The sequence below is a fragment of the Phenylobacterium sp. genome (assembly GCF_030697305.1).
GTDB lineage: Bacteria > Pseudomonadota > Alphaproteobacteria > Caulobacterales > Caulobacteraceae > Phenylobacterium.
This window is the reverse complement of record NZ_JAUYQL010000020.1, coordinates 1-19,736: the sequence shown is the minus strand read 5'-3', so window position 1 is coordinate 19,736 and position 19,736 is coordinate 1. Positions and strand designations below refer to the sequence as shown.

The 19,736-nt window shown below is 68.7% G+C and carries 26 protein-coding genes; 10 read left to right on the top strand and 16 right to left on the bottom strand.

Annotation, left to right across the window (positions count from 1 at the left end; translation table 11 throughout):
• On the top strand, nucleotides 1–702 hold a 702-nt coding region (locus Q8R27_RS02100; RefSeq protein ID WP_305697455.1), incomplete at its 5' end, for a helicase C-terminal domain-containing protein.
• Between the two features lie 41 nt (nucleotides 703–743).
• Here the strand turns inward: Q8R27_RS02100 and Q8R27_RS02095 are convergent.
• A complete protein-coding gene (locus tag Q8R27_RS02095) occupies nucleotides 744–1,184 on the bottom strand; it encodes an SRPBCC domain-containing protein (RefSeq protein ID WP_305697454.1) in 441 nt (146 codons plus the stop codon).
• A gap of 117 nt (nucleotides 1,185–1,301) precedes the next feature.
• Between Q8R27_RS02095 and Q8R27_RS02090 the strand changes: the two genes are divergently transcribed.
• The gene (locus tag Q8R27_RS02090) at nucleotides 1,302–2,030 is read left to right on the top strand and encodes a prephenate dehydrogenase/arogenate dehydrogenase family protein (protein WP_305697453.1); all 729 of its coding nucleotides are present in this window, start codon (nucleotides 1,302–1,304) and stop codon (nucleotides 2,028–2,030) included.
• Nucleotides 2,031–2,043: 13 nt separating this feature from the next.
• Here the strand turns inward: Q8R27_RS02090 and Q8R27_RS02085 are convergent, their stop codons facing one another.
• Nucleotides 2,044–2,853, bottom strand: a complete 810-nt coding sequence (locus Q8R27_RS02085) for a chorismate mutase (RefSeq protein WP_305697452.1) — start codon at nucleotides 2,851–2,853, stop codon at nucleotides 2,044–2,046.
• Between the two features lie 71 nt (nucleotides 2,854–2,924).
• Nucleotides 2,925–3,953: a DUF2125 domain-containing protein gene (locus tag Q8R27_RS02080; protein ID WP_305697451.1), complete on the bottom strand. Its 1,029-nt coding sequence runs from the start codon at nucleotides 3,951–3,953 to the stop codon at nucleotides 2,925–2,927.
• A gap of 35 nt (nucleotides 3,954–3,988) precedes the next feature.
• Between Q8R27_RS02080 and Q8R27_RS02075 the strand changes: the two genes are divergently transcribed.
• Nucleotides 3,989–4,537, top strand: a complete 549-nt coding sequence (locus Q8R27_RS02075; RefSeq protein WP_305697450.1) for a gamma-glutamylcyclotransferase — start codon at nucleotides 3,989–3,991, stop codon at nucleotides 4,535–4,537.
• On the opposite strand, the gene Q8R27_RS02070 is transcribed toward Q8R27_RS02075, so the two are convergent.
• From Q8R27_RS02070 to ftsE, 4 genes are read right to left on the bottom strand one after another with little or no spacing between them, the layout of a single operon-like run.
• Complete coding sequence (locus tag Q8R27_RS02070) at nucleotides 4,534–5,247, bottom strand: 1-acyl-sn-glycerol-3-phosphate acyltransferase (RefSeq protein ID WP_305697449.1); 714 nt, start codon at nucleotides 5,245–5,247, stop codon at nucleotides 4,534–4,536. The genes Q8R27_RS02075 and Q8R27_RS02070 overlap by 4 nt on opposite strands.
• Nucleotides 5,244–5,882, bottom strand: a complete 639-nt coding sequence (locus Q8R27_RS02065) for a YdcF family protein (RefSeq protein WP_305697448.1) — start codon at nucleotides 5,880–5,882, stop codon at nucleotides 5,244–5,246. The genes Q8R27_RS02070 and Q8R27_RS02065 overlap by 4 nt, the downstream gene beginning before the upstream one ends.
• Nucleotides 5,879–6,772: an ABC transporter permease gene (locus tag Q8R27_RS02060; RefSeq protein WP_305697447.1), complete on the bottom strand. Its 894-nt coding sequence runs from the start codon at nucleotides 6,770–6,772 to the stop codon at nucleotides 5,879–5,881. Before Q8R27_RS02060 ends, Q8R27_RS02065 begins: the two co-directional genes overlap by 4 nt.
• Entirely contained in the window at nucleotides 6,769–7,497 is a 729-nt protein-coding gene (gene ftsE / locus Q8R27_RS02055) for a cell division ATP-binding protein FtsE (protein ID WP_305697446.1), read from the bottom strand. Before ftsE ends, Q8R27_RS02060 begins: the two co-directional genes overlap by 4 nt.
• 56 nt (nucleotides 7,498–7,553) lie before the next feature.
• Here ftsE and Q8R27_RS02050 point away from each other — a divergent pair, with 56 nt between their 5' ends.
• Genes Q8R27_RS02050 through Q8R27_RS02040 form a run of 3 tightly spaced genes read left to right on the top strand, consistent with a single transcriptional unit; the run spans nucleotide 7,554 to nucleotide 9,501 of the window.
• Nucleotides 7,554–8,468, top strand: coding sequence for a DUF3426 domain-containing protein (locus tag Q8R27_RS02050; protein WP_305697445.1), 915 nt, complete (start codon nucleotides 7,554–7,556; stop codon nucleotides 8,466–8,468).
• 23 nt (nucleotides 8,469–8,491) lie between these two features.
• A complete protein-coding gene (locus Q8R27_RS02045; protein ID WP_305697456.1) occupies nucleotides 8,492–8,992 on the top strand; it encodes a phosphoribosyltransferase in 501 nt (166 codons plus the stop codon).
• On the top strand, nucleotides 8,992–9,501 hold the full coding sequence (locus tag Q8R27_RS02040) for a 2'-5' RNA ligase family protein (protein WP_305697444.1): 510 nt from the start codon (nucleotides 8,992–8,994) through the stop codon (nucleotides 9,499–9,501). Before Q8R27_RS02045 ends, Q8R27_RS02040 begins: the two co-directional genes overlap by 1 nt.
• Before the next feature lie 113 nt (nucleotides 9,502–9,614).
• Here the strand turns inward: Q8R27_RS02040 and lysA are convergent, their stop codons facing one another.
• The 3 genes from lysA to argH are packed head-to-tail and all read right to left on the bottom strand — an operon-like array spanning nucleotide 9,615 to nucleotide 12,600.
• Complete coding sequence (gene lysA / locus Q8R27_RS02035; RefSeq protein ID WP_305697443.1) at nucleotides 9,615–10,883, bottom strand: diaminopimelate decarboxylase; 1,269 nt, start codon at nucleotides 10,881–10,883, stop codon at nucleotides 9,615–9,617.
• Complete coding sequence (locus Q8R27_RS02030) at nucleotides 10,880–11,182, bottom strand: hypothetical protein (RefSeq protein WP_305697442.1); 303 nt, start codon at nucleotides 11,180–11,182, stop codon at nucleotides 10,880–10,882. The genes lysA and Q8R27_RS02030 overlap by 4 nt, the downstream gene beginning before the upstream one ends.
• Nucleotides 11,179–12,600 (bottom strand): argininosuccinate lyase, encoded by a 1,422-nt coding sequence (gene argH / locus Q8R27_RS02025; protein ID WP_305697441.1) that lies wholly within the window; start codon nucleotides 12,598–12,600, stop codon nucleotides 11,179–11,181. Before argH ends, Q8R27_RS02030 begins: the two co-directional genes overlap by 4 nt.
• Here argH and Q8R27_RS02020 point away from each other — a divergent pair, their 5' ends adjacent.
• Both Q8R27_RS02020 and Q8R27_RS02015 read left to right on the top strand, forming a co-directional pair.
• A complete protein-coding gene (locus tag Q8R27_RS02020; protein ID WP_305697440.1) occupies nucleotides 12,601–13,218 on the top strand; it encodes a TlpA disulfide reductase family protein in 618 nt (205 codons plus the stop codon).
• A 185-nt stretch (nucleotides 13,219–13,403) separates the two neighbouring features.
• Nucleotides 13,404–13,607, top strand: a complete 204-nt coding sequence (locus tag Q8R27_RS02015) for a cold-shock protein (protein ID WP_305697439.1) — start codon at nucleotides 13,404–13,406, stop codon at nucleotides 13,605–13,607.
• A 39-nt stretch (nucleotides 13,608–13,646) separates the two neighbouring features.
• Here the strand turns inward: Q8R27_RS02015 and Q8R27_RS02010 are convergent, their stop codons facing one another.
• On the bottom strand, nucleotides 13,647–14,030 hold the full coding sequence (locus tag Q8R27_RS02010) for a helix-turn-helix domain-containing protein (RefSeq protein ID WP_305697438.1): 384 nt from the start codon (nucleotides 14,028–14,030) through the stop codon (nucleotides 13,647–13,649).
• Between the two features lie 203 nt (nucleotides 14,031–14,233).
• Between Q8R27_RS02010 and Q8R27_RS02005 the strand changes: the two genes are divergently transcribed.
• A complete protein-coding gene (locus Q8R27_RS02005) occupies nucleotides 14,234–14,989 on the top strand; it encodes a hypothetical protein (protein ID WP_305697437.1) in 756 nt (251 codons plus the stop codon).
• Here Q8R27_RS02005 and Q8R27_RS02000 read toward each other — a convergent pair.
• From Q8R27_RS02000 to Q8R27_RS01980, 5 genes are all read right to left on the bottom strand, one after another.
• Nucleotides 14,986–15,276 (bottom strand): DUF1330 domain-containing protein, encoded by a 291-nt coding sequence (locus Q8R27_RS02000; RefSeq protein ID WP_305697436.1) that lies wholly within the window; start codon nucleotides 15,274–15,276, stop codon nucleotides 14,986–14,988. The two genes, Q8R27_RS02005 and Q8R27_RS02000, sit on opposite strands and share 4 nt — an antisense overlap.
• 68 nt (nucleotides 15,277–15,344) lie before the next feature.
• The gene (locus Q8R27_RS01995; RefSeq protein ID WP_305697435.1) at nucleotides 15,345–16,808 is read right to left on the bottom strand and encodes a pilus assembly protein TadG-related protein; all 1,464 of its coding nucleotides are present in this window, start codon (nucleotides 16,806–16,808) and stop codon (nucleotides 15,345–15,347) included.
• 108 nt (nucleotides 16,809–16,916) lie between these two features.
• Nucleotides 16,917–17,168, bottom strand: a complete 252-nt coding sequence (locus Q8R27_RS01990) for a hypothetical protein (RefSeq protein WP_305697434.1) — start codon at nucleotides 17,166–17,168, stop codon at nucleotides 16,917–16,919.
• 81 nt (nucleotides 17,169–17,249) lie between these two features.
• Entirely contained in the window at nucleotides 17,250–17,624 is a 375-nt protein-coding gene (locus tag Q8R27_RS01985; protein ID WP_305697433.1) for a response regulator, read from the bottom strand.
• 53 nt (nucleotides 17,625–17,677) lie between these two features.
• A complete protein-coding gene (locus tag Q8R27_RS01980) occupies nucleotides 17,678–18,754 on the bottom strand; it encodes a sensor histidine kinase (RefSeq protein WP_305697432.1) in 1,077 nt (358 codons plus the stop codon).
• Between the two features lie 759 nt (nucleotides 18,755–19,513).
• On the opposite strand from Q8R27_RS01980, the gene Q8R27_RS01975 reads away from it, so the two are divergent.
• Nucleotides 19,514–19,736 (top strand): hypothetical protein (locus Q8R27_RS01975; RefSeq protein ID WP_305697431.1); only part of this gene is annotated, 223 nt, incomplete at its 3' end.

Below are 19,736 nucleotides of genomic sequence, written 5' to 3'. Positions count from 1 at the left end.
CTGGACGATCCGTTCGCCCTGGCCGAGATGCGCACGGGGGCCGCGCGCCTGCCGGAGCGGCCACGCACGATCCGCGTCGCCTCGCCGTTCGACTATGCGTCCAACGCCCGCGCCCTGGTGGTCACCGACGTCGGGCGGGACGATCCGCGGCAGATCTCCGCGGCGATGCGCGAGCTGTTCCTGGCGTCCGGCGGCGGCGGGCTGGGCCTTTTCACCGCCATCCGGCGACTGCGCGACGTCCATGAGCGGATCGCCGCGCCCTTGGCCGACAAGGGCCTGGCGCTCTACGCCCAGCACGTGGATCCGCTGGAGGTCGGCGCGCTGGTGGACATCTTTCGCACCGAGGAGGACGCCTGCCTGCTGGGCACCGACGCGGTGCGCGACGGGGTCGACGTGCCGGGCCGCTCCCTGCGTTTGCTGGTGTTCGACCGCGTGCCGTGGCCCAGGCCCAACATCCTGCACAAGGCGCGGCGCACGCGCTTTGGCGGCAAGGGCTACGACGACTCGGTCGCCAGGGGCCGCATCTCCCAGGCGTTCGGCCGGTTGATCCGCCGGGCGGACGACCGCGGCGTGTTCGTCATGCTGGACGCCGCCGCGCCGACGCGGCTGTTCTCAGGCCTGCCGCCGGGCGTCGCGGTCCAGCGCCTCACCCTCGTCGAGGCGATCGAAGCCGTGGAAGGCTTCCTGAAGCCCACAGGCTGACTCCCTTCACCTGGAGGGGGAGGGGGCCGGAGAGGTCGCGGTCAGTCGGTCGCCTCGCCGAGGGCTTTGGCCAGGGCGCCCAGGATCGTGGTCCAGCCTTGCGCGGTTTGTCGCTCGTAGTCGGGAAGTACGCCTTCATGGGTGAGAGTCAGGCCGCAGCCCGCTCCGATGGGCGCAATCTCGACGGTCACCGTGGTGTAGGCGTCGGAGAACTCAGGAACCGCGAAGGTGAACGACAGCCGCCTCGGCCGCTCGATCGCCAGGTACTCGCCGATGTGCTCGATGTCGCCCTGCTCGGGCCGATGCTCGATGAAGGTGAAGCGCCCGCCGACCTTGGGGTCGATCTCGACGGTGATCATCGTCCCCGTGGGTGTGGCGAACAGGAACTGCCCGGCGAGCGCCGGGTCCAGCCACGCGTCGAACACGCGCTCCGGCGTGGCCTCGAATCGTTTGCTGACATGGACGGTCGCGAGATCACTCATGGATGTCGTCCTATTGGCTCGGCGTGATCCTGCGGGCTCTCCCGCTCGCGCGTCAACGGACGGCGGTTTGCGAAGCGGCACGGCGCGCGTTAGTCACCGAGCATGAAGAGCCTTGGCTTGATTGGGTTCGGGCAGTTCGGGCAGTTGGCCGCGGGCATCCTGAAAGACCACTTCGACGTGCTGGTTGCGGACCCCGCGCCGGACGCCGCGGCGCGCGCCCAGGCGATCGGCGTCGGCTTCGGCGCACCCGAGGACGCGGCGTCTCGCGAGGTGGTGATCGTCGCCGTGCCGGTGCCGGTCATGCGCGGGGTGTTCCAGGCGATCAGCGCCCATGTCGCGCCGGGCGCCCTGGTGATCGACGTGGGTTCGGTGAAGATGCTGCCGACCCAGTGGATGCTCGAACTGCTCCCCGCACACTGCGATCTGGTGGCGACCCACCCGCTGTTCGGGCCGCAGAGCGCCAAGGCGGGGCTGTCCGGCCTGCGCCTCGTGGTCTGCCCGATCCGCGGCGAGCGGCACGAGAAGGTGGTCGCGTTCGGCCGTTCGCTCGGCCTGACCGTGACGCTCACCAGCCCTGAGGAGCACGATCGGGAAATGGCCTACGTCCAGGCCCTGACCCATCTGATCGGCCGTTCGTTGGTCAACCTGGGCATCCCGGACGAGCAGCTGAAGACCGTGTCCTATCAGCACCTTCTGGAGCTTTGCTCGCTGATCGGGGCCGATACGTTCGAGCTGTTCACCGCCATCCAGACGCAGAACCCGTTCGCCGCCGAGGTGGTCGAGGCCTTCGTCGACCAGGCGCGCAGTCTGCTGGATCAGGTGAGGGTGAAGCCGCCCCCCGCGTGAGCGCGGGGGTCGCTCAGACGTCGAACGGCGTCGGCGCGGCGCCGATCACGCCTGACATGCCGCCAGGCGCGCGCGCGAGCCGCGCGTCGTCCGCCTGGTAGAAACCCGCGAGGCTGAACAACTTCAGTCCGCCCGCCACCGCGATGCAGGTCGCCGCCACGCCGTCACGGCCCAGAGCCTCTTCGATGGAGCCTGCGCCGCCGGCCGCGTCTGTGACCCAGAAGGTCATGTCCGATCCCGTGGGCTCCACCTCGACCTCGGCGACGGCGAGGGCGCCCATTGGACCTTGCGAGGAGAGGCAGGGGAGGGCCGCGAACACCTTGACCCGCGGCTGGGCCAGCAGGCGGCCCCACCACGCGGTGTCGGGGTTCAGCGCCAGCACGCCGACGCCGCCCTGCGACAGCGCCGCGGCCAGCGCTTCCTCCGGCCGGGTCGCCAGTTTAAGCCCCGGCGCGCCGCCGAAGCGGGCGCGGGCGAGTTCGACGGTGCGTGTGGCGTCCGCGCCGCCCCAGACGCTGAGGTTAAAGGGCCCCTGCAGGGCCAGGCTCTCGGCCATCATCTCGCGCCAGATGCGGATCACCAGCCCGGGCGTCGCGCCCTGGCTCAGCATCGACAGCATGCGGCGGATGATCTGGGTTTCGCGCGCCGGGCGCAGGCCGAATTTGCCCGCGTCGCCCGCCGCCGCCTTGGCCGCCACGACCACGTGCGCCAGGCCCGCGCGCTCGTCGACGAGGCGTAGCACCTCGGCGTCGATCGCGTCGATGCGCGTGCGCACCGCGTCCAGCGATGGAGCGGCGGTGGTCTTGGGATCGGCCTCGGCCATATCGCCCCCGCGAAAACGATGGATCGCGACCTAAGTCATCGCGGCTGCGGGCGCAATAGCGCGCAGGCCGCTCAATAGACCCGCGGCGCGGGGCCGATCGCCACAGGCCCGAGCGTTGCGCGGCCGGCCTCGAAGGTGATCGCCGCCGCGGCTGCGTCGGCCCCGCCTTGGCGCGCTGCAAGCACGGCGGAGGCCGTCTGGGCGGTCTCAGGCGCGATGACGCCGGACTGTGCGAGCGCTTCGACGACGCGGACCGGCTGGCGGATGGAGACGTCGAGCACGCCGCGCGCGCGGCCGTCGCCGCCCACGGTGAGCTGGCCGCCGCTGGCCTCTACGCCTGCGTCGCCCGCGCCGATGCCGGCGTCCCGCAACTTCATCGCCCCACCGGCCGTCGACCAGGCGCGCACCATGGCCGGCCAGTTTGCGCCCTGCATGGCGCTCATCTTCGACAGGGTGGAATTCCAGCGGATGGCCACCGGCTTGTCGCCTGCAATCCTGGCCAGCAAGAGCCCGCCGCGCGCCTTGCCGGCGTCAACCTTGAGGAACACCCCACCCTCGTCGTCGGGCCCGGGGCGCAGATGGAATTCAACACGTCCCGCCGCCGTCAGTGGAAAGGGCTGGGCGCCGGGCGCGGCGGCGAAGGCGAGGTCCACCCCTTCGAACGACAGGCTGGGCGGGCGCTTGTCTAAATCGGTGAAACTGGCCCGCAACAGCTTGCCCGTGACCTCCACCGGCCCGCCGACCGGGCGGTTGAAGCTGAGGCCTTGCGGCGTCGCCAGCATCCAATGGCCAAGTGCGTGCATGAAGGCCTCGCCTTCCAGCCGGGGCGCCGAGAGCGACCAGCCGGACGGGTCGCGAACCACGGCCTCGGTCAGGGTCACGTCCATGCGGAACGGATAGCCGCCCAGCGAGCGGGTCTTCCAGCTGACCTCGTAGCCCGCCGCGCGCAGCGCCTGGGCCTGGAGGTCCAGGGTCTCGCGGGTCTGGATGCGCGCCCAGAACCAGTAGCCGGTCCAGGCCACGATCGCGACGAGCAGAATTGCGAACGGCAGATAGAGGCCGAGCCGGCTGTGTTTGCGGGGCGGGGCGGTATCGGGCATGGACGGACCTTCAGTCGGTTGATCCGAGAGGGGCGATGTCGCGGGCGGACTCAGGCGAGCGATGGGTGTTCGGATACGGGTCCCTGATGTGGCGACCGGGGTTCCCGTTTCTTGAGCGTCAGCACGCGACCCTACACGGCCGACGCCGGGCGTTCTGCATCTATTCGGTCCATCACCGCGGCACCTACGAACGGCCGGGCCTGGTGCTGGGCCTGGCCCCGGGCGGAGCGGTGCGCGGCAAGGCCTATCGGGTGGCGCAAGCTGACTGGCCCGCCACCTACGACTACCTGCGAGAACGCGAACAGCCGACCGAGACCTACTACGAGAGCTCCACGTCCCTGCGGCTGGCGGACGGCCGGCGGGTGGAGGCGCTCACCTTCCTGTCCGATGTCAAGCATCCGCAATGGGCCGGCGTGCTGAGCCTGGAGCGGCAATGCGAGCTGATCGCCGGCGCGACCGGCCTGTCGGGGCGCAACGTCGACTACGTGCGCGACCTCGTGGAGCACCTGCGGGCCGAGGGCCTGCGCGACCGCGCCATGGAGCGCCTGCTGGCGATGGTTGAGGCGCGCGAGGCGGCGACTTAGATCCCGCTCGCCAGCAGCCGGGCGCAGGCGGTCTCGATCCGCTCTTCCAGGGTGCGCATGAATTCGGCGCGCTTCAGCCCGGGTGGGATCGGTTCCAGGTACTCGAAGACGATGGTCCCGGGGTAGCGCAAATAGCCGTGCGCCGGCCAATGGACGCCTGAGTTGGTCGCGACGGGGTGAACCGGCACGTCGAGCTCGCGATAGAGCGCAGCGATGCCGGGCTTGTAGTCCCCCGCCGCGCCGGGCTCCTGACGGGTGCCTTCCGGGAAGATCAGCAGCTGGCGGTGGCCGGCGAAGCGCTGCTTGGCGTCGGCCACGAGCTTCTTCAGCGCCGCGGAATGGCCGGCGCGGTCCACCGGGATCATCCCGCCCTTGTGGGCGTACCAACCGAAGAACGGGATCCACCCGAGCTCCCGCTTCATCACGAAGCACGCGTCGGGCAGCCAGGCGAACTGGGCGAAGACGTCGAACATGCACTGATGCTTGGGGGCGACCACCGATGCGCCTTTCGGCATATGCTCGCGCCCGCGCACCTCGACCTTGACGTCGCAGATCACGCCCAGCAGAGCGATAATCCCGCGTCCCCACACGGCCATGGCGACCATCGACCAGCGCCGGGGCGCGATCAGCATTGGGAACATGGCCAGCGAGCACATCACCGACCAGATGTAGAACGCGACCACGAAGGCCACAGACCGCACGGCGATCACTGGCGCGCCCCCTTATCCTGTGTCGCCGCCTTGTCTTCCGTTTCGGCCTTTGGGCCAAGGCCCAGCACCGCCTCGCGCGTCAAGATCGCCAGGTATTTGGTGTACTCCACGACCATCAGCCGCGCGCCGCGGGTCGTGCGCCACCAGCGGCTGGCGTCCACCACGGAGGTCGCCACCGGATAGGCCTCCAGCTTCGCGTCGGGCAGGGTGGCGCGCAGCTCCAGCATGGCGCGCGGCATGTGATAGTCGGCGGTGACCACGATCAGGCTGTGGAAGCGCATGGCCCGCGTCCAGCCGGCGGTCTCGCGGGCGTTGCCGAGCGTCGTGGCGGCTTCGAAACCCAGGTCGACGCAGCAGTCGTAGAGCCGTCGCGCCGCCTTGCTGACCGTTCGGATGTCCTCGCGCGACGCCTCTCGGTTGACCCCCGACACCAGCATGCGCTCGGCGAGGCCCAGCTCCAGCAGGTGCATAGCCGCGCTCAGCCGTTCGTTGGACCCTGCGCCGGTGAGGGCGACGACGCCCTGCGCCGGCTGCGGCGCGCGCGCGGGCGTGGAACGGTCCACTCGGTCGGCGAACGCGAACAGGCCCGCGGCCCAGATCGCCGCCGCCACGAGCACTGCGGCGATCCCCTTCATTGCAGGTCCCGGATCATCGAATCGGCGGTGAACCGTGCGGCCAGCGCCGCCACCAGCGCCGCAGCCACCGGGCAGGGCAGCAGCACCAGCAGGTCGCTCCAGGCGATCGGCAGGGCGGGGGTCAGGCCCTCTCCGCCGCCGGCCATCCGCAGGGTTGCGCCGACCGCCGCGGCGGTGAGCGCGCCGGCCGTGCCGCCGACGGCGGCGATGCGCGCAAAGCGGGCCTGGAACAGCTTGGCGATCAGCGCATGCTCGGCGCCCGCCAGGTGCAGCACCTCGACCACGTCGCGCCGCGCGGTGAGGCCGGCGCGGGTAGCGAAGGCGATCACCGCGGCGGCCGCGCCGGCGATCAGCAGGAACACCCCGCCGCCCAGCCAGCGCGCCGCCCAGGCCGCACGGGTGATGTCCTTGAGCCACAGACTGTGGTCGTCCACGACGCCGTCCAGGCCCTGAGCCTTCAGCGCCTGGTCGAGGGTCGCGGCGCTGGGGGTGTTGCGACGGTCCAGTTCGACGGTGACCAGCCTGGGCACCGGCAGGTCCTCCAGGTCGGTGACGTCGCCCAGCCAAGGCCGGATCAGGTCGTAGGCCTTCTCGCGCTCCAGGGCGCGGGCCTCGGAGACGCCGGGCACGCCGGCCAGGGTCTCGGCGGCGCGCGCGGCGGCGGCGTCCGGGCTCTCGCCCCCCTTGGGTCGCACGATCACCGTCGCCTCGCCGACCAGTTGCTGGGCCCAGCCGTGGGCGGCGCGGTCGGCGGAGACAAAGGCCAACGCCATCAGGCAGGCGAGGAAGCTCAACACCGCGACGACGAAGATCAGCGCTCCGTCGCGTGCGTCGGCCTCGGGCAGGAAAGGCGCGGGCTTCCAGCGGGCGGCGTCGAACATCTCGCTCATGGCTGGGCCTCGTCCTGGACCCCGTGGCGCACCATCCGGCCGCCCTCCAGATGCAGCACCGGGCGGCCCGAGCGGGCCACCAGGTCCTGGTCGTGGGTGGCGATGAGGATGGTGGTGCCGAGCCGGTTCAGCTCGACGAACAGCCGGAAGATGCGCATCGCCATCTCGTGGTCGACGTTGCCGGTGGGCTCGTCGGCCAGCAGGATGTCGGGGCGGTTGACCACCGCGCGCGCGATCGCCAGGCGCTGCTTCTCGCCGCCGGCCAGGGTCGCCGGCATGGCGTGCATACGGTGGCGCAATCCCACCCAGGCCAGCAGCTCGGCGACGTCGTCGCGGTAGCTCTCCGGCCGGCCGCCAGCGATGCGCAAGGGAAGGGCGGCGTTATCGAACGCCGACAGATGTTCGAGCAGGCGGAATTCCTGGAACACCACTCCGATTCGACGCCTAAGGAACGGCTGGTCCTTGACCGCCAGCCGTGAGATGTCCTGACCGAACAGATGCACCAGGCCCTTGGTCGGCTTGGCGGCCAGATAGATCAGTTTGAGCAGCGAGCTCTTGCCCGCGCCCGAGGGACCGGTGACGAAATGGAACGAGCCCCGCTCCAGCTCGAAGGTGAGATCCTTGAGCACCTCGGGGCCGCGCCCGTAACGCATCGAAATGTCATCGAAACGGACGACGGCCTCATCGGCTGGGGTCGCCGTCTCATCTGTAGGGTTTCTGGACATGGAGACCGAAATCGGCGACCTCGGTGGAGGTTGCAGGAGCGTCCGATTCGACTGTCATGATACTGACCTGCACTGAGTGCGCCACCAGCTATTTCGTGGATGACGACAAGATCCCGCCCCAGGGCCGGGTGGTGAAGTGCGCCAACTGCGGCACGCGATGGACCGCCAAGCTGGAGCCGGAGCTCGAACTGACCGCTTCGCCCGAGGAGGGCGCGGTTGGCGTAGAGCCCCAGTCGCCGCTGATCGAACCCAAACCGGTCAGCGCATTACCAGGCGAAGCTCTGCCCAAGGTGTTCCGCGCCAGGGCCGACACCGAGCGAAAGGTGCGCCAGGCGGCGACCACGGGCGCGATCTGGGCCGCCGTGGCGGCGGCCCTGGCGATCGTCATCGCACTCGCTGTGGTGTTCCGCTCCGACGTCGTGCGGCTGTGGCCGAAGTCGGCGGCGGCCTACGCCACCATCGGCCTGCCGGTGAACGCACTGGGGCTGGTGATCGAGAATGTCAGCGCCGAGCCCTCGCTGCAGGACGGCCACGCGGCGCTGTCGATCGCCGGCGCGATCCGCAATATCCAGGACCGGCCGGCCACCACCCCGCCGCTGAAGATCAGCCTGCTCAACAAGGCCGGCAAGGCGGTGGCGACACAGATCGCCCGCCCAGCCGATCCGCGCATCCCGCCGGGCGAGACCCGGCACTTCGCCATCGCCATCCTCGACCCGCCGTCGACGGCGCACGATCTCGAAGTCACCTTCGCGCCGGCCCCCAAGCCAGCGAAAGCCGTCGCTCATACGTCCGCCGCCAAGAAGGCCGAGCACGCCAAGCCTGAAACGCACAAGGCTTCCGCCAAGGCCGCGGAGGGCCACGCGCCGCCGGCTACGCTGCGCGGCGCGGCGGCCCCGCCCGAGCCGCACGTCGAGCCGGTGGAGGCCAAGCCGCTGCCGGCGGACTCGCCTTACGCGCTGGAAAAGCGTTGAGCGACGAGGCGATCGCGGTCCTGATGAGCGAGGCCGAGGTCGCCGCCCGTGTCGAGGCGCTGGCCTGGGAGATCGCTCCGCGCATCGACGACGAGACGGTGGCGGTTTGCCTGCTAACCGGCGGCCTGTGGTTCTGCTCCGACCTCATGCGGGCGCTGGCCCGGGCGGGGCGGCATGTGCGCTTCGATGCGCTTTGGCTGGCTAGCTATGGCGATGAACGCGCGAGCACGGGTCGCTGCGAAGTGCGGGCCGACCTGCAGCGCCCGCTGGTCGGGCGCCGCGCCCTGGTGGTCGACGACGTCTTCGACACCGGTCTGTCGCTCAGCGAGGCTGCGCGGCTGGTGCATGATGCGGGGGCCAGCGAGGTGCTGACCGCGGTCTTCGCCCGCAAGCCCTGGCCGACGCCGCGCGCCATCGAGCCGCAGTTCGTCGCCTGGGAGGCGCCGGCCCGCTACCTGGTCGGCTACGGGATGGACGCCGGCGGACGCCTGCGCGGCCTGCCTTACATCGGCGCCCTGGACTGATGGGGACAAGCGGGCTGGTGCTCGCCGTTCCGCAGGCTGACGCGGCGGTCGGCCGCTGGCGACGCCGCCACGACCCCGCGGCCCGCGCGGGAATGCCGGCTCACGTGACTCTGGTCTATCCGTTTATCGCGGCCAGCGAGCGCGACGCAGGTGTGATCACGACGCTCACCGATCTGTTCGCCGCCGAGCCGAAGTTCGAGTTGAGTTTCGAGCGTCTCGGCCGCTTCGCCGATGCTCTATGGCTCGCGCCCGAGCCCGACGCGCCGGTGCGCCGCCTGATCGGGACGCTGGCGCAGGCCTTCCCAGGCTATGCGCCATACGGCGGGGCGTTCGACGCCGCTACGCCGCATCTGACCATCGCCAGGGGCGAGCGGCGCATCCTTGACGGCGTGGCGGCGGCGTACCGGGCGCGCTCCATGGGTCCCATCAACTGTCGGCTCACGGCCGCAAGCCTCTACATCCGTGACGGACGCGGCTGGCGGCTGACCCACCGCTTCGACCTGGGCTGACGCCGCCCCACTCCACTCGTCCCGACGAAAGTCGGGATCCAAGCGGGCTACCAGTGCGCAAACCCAAGCTCAGCTTGGGTCCCGGCTTTCGCCGGGATGAGCGGGGTAGGGTCTTACTGCCAGGGCGCGGGGCGCTCGCGTTCGAGCATTTCCTCGTAGGTCGGGCGGGCGCGGACGACGGCGTAGCGGTCGGCCTTGACCAGCACTTCGGGGACCAGGGGTCGGCTGTTGTATTCGCTAGCCATCGACGCCCCGTAGGCGCCGGCGGACATGAAGGCCACCAGGTCGCCGGCCTGCAGCGGCGCCAGCGGGCGGTCGCGGGTGAAGGTGTCGCCGGTCTCGCAGATCGGACCCACGACGTCATAGGCCAGCGGCTCGCCGCCACGCGGATGCACCGGGCGGATGTCGTGGAAGGCGTCGTACATGGCCGGCCGAATCAGGTCGTTCATCGCGGCGTCCAACACCAGGAAGCGCCGACCTTCCGGCCGCTCGTGGATATGCAGCACGCGGGCCAGCAGCACGCCGGCGTTGGCGGCGATCACCCGGCCGGGCTCGAACGCCAGCTGCACGTCCAGCCCGCCCAGCGCCTGCGCAATCATCGCCGCGTAGTCGTCCGGCGAGGGCGGCGCCGGCTGGTTGAAATAGGGCACGCCCAGGCCGCCGCCGAGGTCCAGGCGTTCGACGCTCAGGCCCTCGGCGCGCAGCCGTTCGACCAGGCCGCGCATCTTGGCGAAGGCCGCGCGCATGGGGGCGAGGTCGGTGATCTGGCTGCCGATATGGCAGGCGACGCCTATCGGGCGCAGGGCGGCGTTGTTGGACGCCATGGCGTAGAGGCGCTCGGCCTCGGCGAAGGAAACGCCGAACTTGTTCTCGGCCTTGCCGGTGGCGATCTTGGCGTGGCCGCCGGCCTCGACGTCCGGATTGACTCGGAAGGCGATCGTGGCGCGCAGGCCGAGCCCTGCGGCGACCTCGGCGATCGCCTCCATCTCCGGCTCGGACTCGACGTTGATCTCGGCGACGCCGGCCTTCAGGGCGAAAGCGATCTCTGCCGCGGTCTTGCCGACGCCGGAGAAGACGATGCGCGCAGGCGGCACGCCTGCGGCCAGCGCGCGGCGGATCTCGCCCTCCGACACCGTGTCGGCGCCGGCGCCGAGCGCCGCCAGCGTCCGCAGGACCGCGAGGTTGCCGTTGGCCTTGACCGCATAGGCGATCAGCGGCTCGCCCAGTCCGACGCCGCGTAGCGCATCGCGCAGCACCGTGTAGTGCCGCTCCAGCGTCGCCGAGGAATAGACATAGACCGGCGTGCCGACCTCATCGGCGATACGCGCCAGGGGCACGCCTTCGCAGGCCAGTTCCCCGCCCAGCAGGTCGAAATGGTTCATTGTGGATTGGCGTAGGGGTCGGGCAGCGCGCCTTGCGGGCCGACCTTCGACGGATCGCTGGGGCCGCCCTCGATGGGCAGGGTGCGAGGCGGGGCCGGATCGGCGCTGCGCTGGCGCGGGTCGATGGTGTCGACGGGGCGCGACGGATCCTGCACCTGGCGGTTGACCTCGTCGGCCTTCTGCGAGGTGGCGCGGTCGGCGCCGTAGAGCGGGCCGGGGCGTTCCAGATCGCCCAGCTTGCCGCAGCCGGCGAGGGCTGTGGCGGCGGTGAAGGCGGCGGCGAGGGCGAGACGGTTCATCGCAGGAGTTCCTTCCAACGCGCAACCTGGGCGCGGACCTGATCGGGGGCTGTTCCGCCATAGCTGCGGCGGCTGACGACCGAAGCGAGCGGCGTCAGCACCTCGTAAACGCCCGCGGTGATCCGTGGCTCCAGCGCCTGAAGATCGATGAGGGGCAGGCCGGCCAGGTCGTAGCCGGCGTCCTCGGCGCGCTTCACCGCGGCGCCGGTGACATGGTGGGCGTCACGGAACGGCAGGCCCAGCTCGCGGACCAGCCAGTCGGCGAGGTCGGTGGCGGTGGAGAATCCGGCGCCGGCGGCGGCGGCCATCCGCTCGACGTTCGGCGTGAGGTCGGCGACCATGCCGGCCATCGCTGACAGTGACAGCTCCAGGGCGTCGAAGGCTTCGAAGGTCGGGACCTTGTCCTCCTGCATGTCCTTCGAATAGGCGAGCGGCAGGCCCTTCATCACCACGACCAGTTGGGTGAAGGCGCCCAGCAGACGGCCGGCTTTGGCGCGGACCAGCTCGGCGGCGTCGGGGTTCTTCTTCTGCGGCATGATCGAGGAGCCGGTGGTGAAGGCGTCGGACAGCTTCACAAACCCGAACTGCGGCGTCATCCACAGTACGATCTCCTCGGCTAACCGGGAGAGGTGCGTGGCGCAGATGGTCGCCGCGGCCAGCGCCTCCAGCGCGAAGTCGCGGGCCGAGACGCTGTCGAGCGAGTTGGCGGTCGGCCGGTCGAAGCCAAGCGCGCTCGCCGTCGCCTGCCGGTCGATGGGGAAGGGGGACCCTGCGAGCGCGGCCGCGCCCAGCGGGCTCTCGTTCATCCGCGCGGCCGCGTCTGCGAAGCGCGAGGCGTCACGGCCGAACATCTCCACATAGGCCATCATGTGGTGGCCGAAGGTCACCGGCTGGGCCGGCTGCAGGTGGGTGAAACCGGGCAGCAGGGTCTCGGCGTGCGCTTCAGCCTGGGTCAGCAGAGCGCGTTGCAGGGCGACGATCTGGGCCTGAGCGCCGGCGCAGGCGTCGCGCACCCACATGCGGAAATCGAGCGCCACCTGGTCGTTGCGCGAGCGCGCTGTGTGCAGCCACCCGGCCGCCGGCCCGATCAGTTCGCGAAGGCGGGCTTCCACATTCATGTGGATGTCCTCGAATTCCTCGCGGAACGGGAAGGCGCCTGAGGCGATCTCCGCCTCGATGGCGTTCAGGCCCTGTTGGATCGCGGCTTCGTCGGCGCTTGATATCACCCCTTGCTTGAGCAACATCGCGGCGTGCGCCCGCGAGCCCGCAAGGTCCTGGGGCGCGAGGCGGCGGTCGAAGCCGATGGAGACGTTAATCGCCTGCATCAGCGCATCCGGCCGGTCCGAGAAGCGACCGCCCCACATCGCCTGTCCGCCGCCGGCGGGTCGGTTCGAAGCGTTCGAGGAGTCGTCGGTCATATGAGCGATCATTCAACGGCCAAGCCCAGGGCCGGCCTCTTGAAGTGGGCGCTCTGGGGCGCCGCCGGGCTCGGCGTCGCGGCCGTTGTCTACATCATGGTGCAGGCTTCCACCAATCCCACGCGCGACGCGGGCCTGAAGCCTCTGGCCCGCGGCGAGATGGCCAAGCTGACCACGCCCGCGGAGGCGACGGCGGCGCCCGCCAACAGTTTCTACGACGCGGCGGGCAAGCCGGTGCGGCTGGCCGACTTCAAGGGCAAGGTGGTGGTGCTGAACATGTGGGCGACCTGGTGCGGGCCCTGCATCATCGAGATGCCGACCCTGGCCAAGCTGCAAACGTCTTATGCCGGCAAGCCGGTGGAGGTGGTGGCGGTCAGCATCGACGGCGAGAAGGACCAGGACAAGGCGCGCCAGTTCATCGGCCAGCACGCGCCGTTGAAGTTCTACGCGGACCCGAAGTTCAAACTGCCCTTCGCCTTCACCCCGCCGGCGACAGGGATGCCGACCACGGTGATCTTCGGACCTGAAGGCGTCGAGCGCGGCCGACTGGCTGGCGGCGCGGACTGGTCGACGCCTGAAGCGCGCGCGGTGATCGATCACGTGCTGGCTGAAGGTTGACTGCGCCGCGCGTTGACCCTCACCCTGCGACAGGGAAACAACGACCATTCCGCGCATCTCGGCGCGCCCTCTCAAGACACGCCGCGGGCGGTCCAAAAATCGCCGCTTCCCCAACTGATTGAGATGTTGCATGGGCGCCGGGCCAACCGACGCCCTCGACCCGGACTTCCAGGAGACGCGCGGACATGGCCACCGGCACCGTGAAGTGGTTCAACAGCACCAAGGGCTTCGGTTTTATCGAGCCGGAGGGCGGCGGCAAGGACGTCTTCGTCCACATCTCCGCCGTCGAGCGGGCCGGCATGAGCGGCCTGAACGAAGGCCAGAAGGTCAGCTATCAGCTCACCGAAGAGCGCGGGAAGACCGCGGCGGTCGATCTGAAAGCCATCTAACGCAGATCAGCGCTCCACGCTGCCGCTCGACTCCTGGATTCAGGCGACGGCGCGGTTGCGTGGAGTTTCGCTGCGCGCCGCCAGCGACTGCAGGAATTGCACCAGCGCATGCCGCGCCTCGCTCGGCAGGCGTTCATAGGCCGCGAGTAGATCCGTAGCGCCCGGCGTGCGGATGCGCGTCAACAGATCCAGGTCGTTGACCGCTTCGGCGTCGGGCGTGTCGAGCACGTCCATCAGGTCGACCACGCGGCAGCGCAAAGCGCGCGCGATCTGCACCAGGCGGGAAAACGAAATCCGGTTGGCGCCGTTCTCGTACTTCTGGACCTGCTGGAAACTCACCCCGCACTGCTCGGCCAGGGCCTCCTGAGACATGCCGATCGTCCGCCGGCGAATCCGCACCGCTGCGCCTAGCGCAATGTCCATCGGATCAGGCGCCTTGGTGGAAGGCTCACTCAAAGTATTGTCTCCCCAGACCACACTTCGCGCCTCCTGGGCGCGACACCGACACTCCGAATAGCGAAGATGACTCAAGAATCATATTTCAACCTGGAAAAGTTGACGTTTCGCCGCAGGCTTCACCACGCGGGCGCCCGCGCACCGGTCATGCCGCATCGAGGAGCCACCCCATGAAGGCGCCATCGCCGTCGATCTACCTGGCTGCGCCCTGCTACGGCGGCCTGGCCAATATCGCCTTCATGCGCTCGGTGCTGGACCTGCAGGCGGTATGTCAGGCGCAGGGAATCGGCCTGCATGTCGAGTTGATGGGCGGCGATGCGCTGATCACCCGCGCGCGCAGCCGGCTCGCCGCTCAGTTCCTGGAGTCCTCGGCGACCCATCTGTTCTTCTGCGACGCGGACATCGGGTTCCGGCCGGAGAACGTCATGCGCCTGCTGGCCGCCGACAAGGATCTCGCCGGCGGGGTCTATCCGCTGAAGTCCATCGATTGGGAAAAGGCCCGTCGCGCCGCCCAGGCCGGAGTCGCCGATCTGCAGGCGGCCTCCGTCGGCTATGTGATCCGCTTCATCCCGACGCCTGACAGCAGCGTCGAGGTCGACGATGGCGGCTTCGCCAAGGTGGCCTACGTCGGCACCGGCTTCATGATGATCAAGCGCGACGCGGTGGCGCGCGTGGTCGCCGCCCATCCTGAACTGCGCGCGAGGATGGGCGACATGGCCGACAAGGCTGCGCCGGAGGCGGTCATGGTGTTTGACACCATGATCGAGCCCGAGACCGGACAGTACCTGTCGGAGGACTACGCCTTCTGCCGGCGCTGGCGCGACCTGGGCGGCGAGATCTGGGCCGACATGGAGTCGCGCCTGACCCACGTGGGGCACGCGGCCTACTCAGGCAGCCTCACCGCGGCGATGACCCGCCGCGATTAGGGCTCGAGGCCCTGGACCAGCAGGAAGCGGTAGTCGACCTTGCCGACGCGTTCTTTTCGCGCCTCCTGATAGGCAGGGCTGTTGAACCAGGCCTTCGCCTCCTCGACGGTAGGGAATTCCAGCATCACCACGCCTTCGGCCGGCGCGCCGTCGAGCGCGATGACGTCGTTGGTGCGGACGCGCGGGGTGATCTTGTGGTCGGCGCGCGCGAGCGCCGCCTTCTTGCCGTAGGCGGCGTAGGCCTCGGGGTCGGTCTTGTCGCGGATCGCAATCACATAGGCGGGCATCTCGGCCTCTCTCCCTGGTTGGTGTGCGGGCACCTTAACCAGGGAGAAGCACGCCGGCCACCGCGCCGTTATTTGGCGATGTAGATCTGGCGCAGGGCGTCGGCGATGTTCTGGAAGGCGGCGTCCAGCTTGCCGGCGTCGGCGGCGTCGAAGTAGTGCGCCGGGTCGCTGGCGCAGTTCAGCAGGATGCCCTTGACCGTCGCGTCGGTGACCTCGAAGGCGACGGTGAACACCTCGATCTTCTGCGCCTTGATGTTGTTGCAGAGTTCGGTCGTGTAGCCGTTGGTCTGGGCGATCGTGCGGGTCCCCGACGGGGCCGTGTGCTGACCCTTGGTGGTCCCGGATCCCGGATTGAGCGCCAGGGTGTTGGTCCCATCGGTCATCAGGATCATCGCCTTGCGCGGCTTCAGGTTCTTACCGGTGGAGTCATAGACCGCGCCCTCGGTCAGCGGGATCGGCGCCGAGAGCATATTGAAGCCCCAGGCGAGGCCGGCCGGCAGGTAGGTCTCGCCGGTGGCTGTCAGGGCGTTGATGCCCGAGACGATCTTGGCGTTGTTGGTGGTCAGCGGCGTGATCTCGGCGCCGCAGTTGACGTTAAGATAGCCGGGATAGCGCCGCGAGGTGTCGTTGTCGGTGACGTTCTTCGGATAGGGCGGCGAGCCGACGCAGCCGCGGAAGGTGTACTTGTTGACGTACGGCGCGGGGCAGTTTTGCTGCGGCGGGTTCACCGGCGTGGTCACGCAGTTGATGTTGCGGCTGCAGGTGGTGTTGTAAGGGACGCCGTCGTTGACCTTCGTGCAGGCGTACTTCTCAGTCTGGCATGTGGTCTTGCTGGTGATCGTCGTGCAAGGGGGCGTCACGGGTACCGAATAGTCCGCCGGTACATCGGTCCACGGCTGGTAGCGCGCGGGGACGCCGACGTTGACGTACTGCCCGAAAGGCACGATGCCCAGCTTGACGTTGGTGACGCCGCTCGGCGTCATCTTGGTCACCAGGTTCTTGGCCGCGACCTTCAGGGCGGCGATGCGCGCGCCGCTCATCGAGCCGGTGGTGTCGAGCACCATGACCAGCTCCACGGGCGACTCCTGGCCGCGCTTGACCAGCGAATTGACCTCGATCTTGATCGGCCCGCGCCAGATCAGCGAGACCAACGGATCCAGAGTCGCCTGCGCGTTCACCGCGACGCTGTTCTCCGGTGCGCTCTTGAAGGTCGAGACCGTCAGCCTCGACGTGCCTTCGCGGTATTCGCTCTTCAGGATCTTGTCGCCGGCCAGGTCCATCTGCGCGTCGGTCTGCGGTCCGATCCGCGCCACGGCGACGGCGCTGGCGTCCACTGCGTCCTGCAATCGAGTCCGCGTCGACTGGATGCGGCTGAGGTCGACGGCGCAGAACACGAACATCACCAGCACCAGCGCGGCGAGGGCGAACCAGACGGCGATGGCGCCTCTCCGGTCGGCCAGGAAGGTGAGCAGCCGCGCCGCCCGCGAGGCGGGGCGGCGATCGGCGGTCGGCGTGCTGTCGTCAGGGGTCATGCGGCGAAGCTTTCGATTTTCGCCGTCTTCGATACAGGCAGGTGGTTAAAATTGCGGTTCCGCGCTGCGGCGGCCCTTGGACGCGCCGTCGGACGCGGTGGCGGCGCCCTAGTCGCGGACGGTGGTCATACGCTTCAGCTTCTCAGGATCGGGGCGCCACATGGGAAAGCCGTCGGCTTCCATGCGAGCCAGCTGTTCCTCCTCGAAGCGCCGCACCAGCGGGGCGATGGAGTTGTCGTCGGACACGCCGCGGGCTCTGCCCGCGCGACGGCGTTGCAGCAGCACGGCGAGCGCAGCCAGGCCAAGGGCCGCCGCGATCACGACGCACAGGGCGAGGGTCGACTGGAAGAGCGCGGCCATGGCGGACGTTTCCCTTGAACGGGGAGCATCCTAAGTCCGAACCCGCCCCGCCAAAAGACCGATTGCGCCTCATCAACAAGATCACGTCTCAGCGTGGGTGATCGAGCTTTCTAGGGCCGCGATCATGTCGCGGGACCCGAGCGGCTTGCTGATGAAGATCGAGCCTTCCACGCCCTCGGCCGCGTGACGCTTCGCTGCTGAACCGGAAATGTAGACCACAGGCAGGTGAGGATAGGCGGCGCGCGCGTGGCGCGCTAAATCGAAACCGTCGGGTCCTGGGCCCAGGTCGATATCTGTAATCAGCGCAGAGAGATACTGGTGTCGATCGAGGATTTCGAAAGCTGCCGATGCACAGAATGTTGAAACGACGCGGTATCCATGACCGCGCAGCGCGTCGCACATTTCCAGATTACACAGAACATTGTCATCGACGAATAGGACGCGTTGGAACTGCATCTGAGGTTACCTCTAGGTAATAAACAACCTCAGGTCGAATTGTTCCCCTGTGTTCAAATCAAATGTCGCGCCGCGACGGCTGGCGCTGCGGTCCGTGATTCGAGCGCTGCGGCGTCGTGCACGATCGACACCGTTGTCCCCGGCGAAGCGTCGCCAACCTCCACCCGCGCCTGGAGTTGCGCCGCCAGGGCCTCGATGATGTTGGTGCCCAAGCCAGGCTTGCCGCCGGCGGGCGCCTGGGCGATGCCCACGCCGTCGTCGCCAACGGACAGGGTCCAATCATCGCCCCGCGCAGCATAGTCGACCAGGATCTGTCCGCTGCGCCGTCCCGGAAACGCGTGCTTCAGCGCGTTGATCACCAACTCGGTGACGATCAGGCCCAGGCTGATGGAGGTCTCGGGGGGCACGGCCGTGTCATCGCTGGTGACCTGCAGGGAGATCTGCTTGGGATCCTGGATCATCGAGGCTGCGAGGCTGGAGCATAGCTGTTCGAAATAGGCCCGCAGCCTGACCTCGCTGACGCTTGAGGTGGCCAGTTGCTGCTGAACCGCAGCGATCGACATGACGCGGCCGTGCGCTTCGTGCAGATGTTTGCGGGTCTCGTCGGACTGTACGGTACGCGCGTTCTGCAACAGCACGCTGGCGATGATCTGCAGGCTGTTGGCGACCCGGTGCTGGACCTCGCGCAACAGGATCGCCTTCTCGCGCAGCAGGTCGTCCTTCAGCTTGTCCGCCGCCCGCGCGTCGGTGACATCCGACACTGTCAGCAGCATGCGCGCATCCGCGCCGCCGGCGTAGACGAGCTTGTGGGCGTTGAGCATCAGCTTGCGCGGCGGACGCCCGGGACGTTCCAGATCGATCTCGTAGGCTGCGATCTCGGCCGAGCCGGCAGCTGTGGCGGTCAGCAGCGAACGCAGCCTGGGCATGTTCCACTCGCCAGCGCCCAACGCGAAGATCGACTCGCCGGATACGCCAGCCTCATCGATGTCAAAAGCGCGGCAGAACGAGCCGCTCGCCGCGACGACGGTCAAGTCGCCGTCGAGCAGCAGCAGTGGCACGGTGGAGGCGGCGACCACCGCCAGGGCGAGGCCGAGCGCAATATCGGGCTGTCCTGGGGACTGGGCGGACATGCCAGCTCCTTATCGGATCGGAGGCTCGCGAAGTGAAAGCCGTGTCCCGAACATACGTCGGAGAAATTGAGGCGCGGAACATTTTCGCGCCGAAGATGTAGCCCTCGAGATGTATCATGTGTTCCAGCGCTTTACGCGCGCCGTTGTAGCGATCTGCAAATCAGGCGGTCTTGCGCGGGCGATCCGCCTTGCCCGATGATCAATGCGGGTTCGCCGGTTCGGCGGCATATATGACCACCCCGGCGCGATGGCGGCGCACGACGAAGTCGCGGTGGGGCGCGCCCGCAACGCCAAGTTCCGCGGCTATCGAAATTCCGCGCCGCTCCGCACCGGCTGCCGCCCGACCACCGATAGACGAACACGCCCAGTGGGACGAACAGCACCGAGGGTGCGAGCGCGACCAGGATTTGCAAAGCGCGCCAGTGCATGTGCAATCCGAAACACAGAAGGATGACTACCTACGGCCCCACGAGTATCCATGCCGCTAGCGTGACCAGTGCTGCGAGGAAAGGCGTGAAATACCAGGATAGGATGTCCAACGTGGAAGGTGTTTTCAACCGCGTCCCCTTGATCATGGGACTATCGTACTCAGGGACTGGCCGAGGTAAGCACGCCCGGCGCGGATAGCATGCTCACCTATCACCGCGAGTTGAGCGTATGCGTCGCATCATTACAGCGTTCGCCGTCTGGGCAGTTGTTTGGGCGTCCCCCGCTATGGCGGGAAGGTGCAACACAACAGGCAGCCCGTCGGCGGCGCTTGTGGACACCGCCGACCCGGAAATCCTCGGTGGCCTCGTTGTCGATCTGAGCGTCTATCTCGGCAGTCTTCAAAGCAGGCCCTTCAATCAAGACCTGATTTCGGCGGCTGAGCGCGGATGTCAGCGTGCCGTGTTCGACGCACTCGGCACACGCTTCGTCCTCAAGCAGGAGAACGACGAGACGCCGCAGCGTGCAGCGATTGCGGTCGATCCAACGAAGCCGC

Excerpts from the sequence above, each read along its gene's own strand:
- Q8R27_RS02015 (WP_305697439.1), top strand. The coding sequence starts at position 13,404 with ATGGCCACCGGCACCGTGAAGTGGTTCAACAGCACCAAGGGCTTCGGT.
- Q8R27_RS01985 (WP_305697433.1), bottom strand. The coding sequence starts at position 17,624 with ATGCAGTTCCAACGCGTCCTATTCGTCGATGACAATGTTCTGTGTAAT.
- Q8R27_RS01995 (WP_305697435.1), bottom strand. The coding sequence starts at position 16,808 with ATGACCCCTGACGACAGCACGCCGACCGCCGATCGCCGCCCCGCCTCG.
- Q8R27_RS02045 (WP_305697456.1), top strand. The coding sequence starts at position 8,492 with ATGAGCGAGGCCGAGGTCGCCGCCCGTGTCGAGGCGCTGGCCTGGGAG.
- Q8R27_RS02060 (WP_305697447.1), bottom strand. The coding sequence starts at position 6,772 with ATGAGCGAGATGTTCGACGCCGCCCGCTGGAAGCCCGCGCCTTTCCTG.
- Q8R27_RS01980 (WP_305697432.1), bottom strand. The coding sequence starts at position 18,754 with ATGTCCGCCCAGTCCCCAGGACAGCCCGATATTGCGCTCGGCCTCGCC.
- ftsE (WP_305697446.1), bottom strand. The coding sequence starts at position 7,497 with ATGTCCAGAAACCCTACAGATGAGACGGCGACCCCAGCCGATGAGGCC.
- Q8R27_RS02040 (WP_305697444.1), top strand. The coding sequence starts at position 8,992 with ATGGGGACAAGCGGGCTGGTGCTCGCCGTTCCGCAGGCTGACGCGGCG.
- Q8R27_RS01990 (WP_305697434.1), bottom strand. The coding sequence starts at position 17,168 with ATGGCCGCGCTCTTCCAGTCGACCCTCGCCCTGTGCGTCGTGATCGCG.
- Q8R27_RS02030 (WP_305697442.1), bottom strand. The coding sequence starts at position 11,182 with ATGAACCGTCTCGCCCTCGCCGCCGCCTTCACCGCCGCCACAGCCCTC.
- Q8R27_RS02020 (WP_305697440.1), top strand. The coding sequence starts at position 12,601 with ATGAGCGATCATTCAACGGCCAAGCCCAGGGCCGGCCTCTTGAAGTGG.
- argH (WP_305697441.1), bottom strand. The coding sequence starts at position 12,600 with ATGACCGACGACTCCTCGAACGCTTCGAACCGACCCGCCGGCGGCGGA.
- lysA (WP_305697443.1), bottom strand. The coding sequence starts at position 10,883 with ATGAACCATTTCGACCTGCTGGGCGGGGAACTGGCCTGCGAAGGCGTG.
- Q8R27_RS02095 (WP_305697454.1), bottom strand. The coding sequence starts at position 1,184 with ATGAGTGATCTCGCGACCGTCCATGTCAGCAAACGATTCGAGGCCACG.
- Q8R27_RS02000 (WP_305697436.1), bottom strand. The coding sequence starts at position 15,276 with ATGCCCGCCTATGTGATTGCGATCCGCGACAAGACCGACCCCGAGGCC.
- Q8R27_RS02085 (WP_305697452.1), bottom strand. The coding sequence starts at position 2,853 with ATGGCCGAGGCCGATCCCAAGACCACCGCCGCTCCATCGCTGGACGCG.
- Q8R27_RS02080 (WP_305697451.1), bottom strand. The coding sequence starts at position 3,953 with ATGCCCGATACCGCCCCGCCCCGCAAACACAGCCGGCTCGGCCTCTAT.
- Q8R27_RS02005 (WP_305697437.1), top strand. The coding sequence starts at position 14,234 with ATGAAGGCGCCATCGCCGTCGATCTACCTGGCTGCGCCCTGCTACGGC.
- Q8R27_RS02050 (WP_305697445.1), top strand. The coding sequence starts at position 7,554 with ATGATACTGACCTGCACTGAGTGCGCCACCAGCTATTTCGTGGATGAC.
- Q8R27_RS02010 (WP_305697438.1), bottom strand. The coding sequence starts at position 14,030 with ATGGACATTGCGCTAGGCGCAGCGGTGCGGATTCGCCGGCGGACGATC.
- Q8R27_RS02065 (WP_305697448.1), bottom strand. The coding sequence starts at position 5,882 with ATGAAGGGGATCGCCGCAGTGCTCGTGGCGGCGGCGATCTGGGCCGCG.
- Q8R27_RS02075 (WP_305697450.1), top strand. The coding sequence starts at position 3,989 with ATGTCGCGGGCGGACTCAGGCGAGCGATGGGTGTTCGGATACGGGTCC.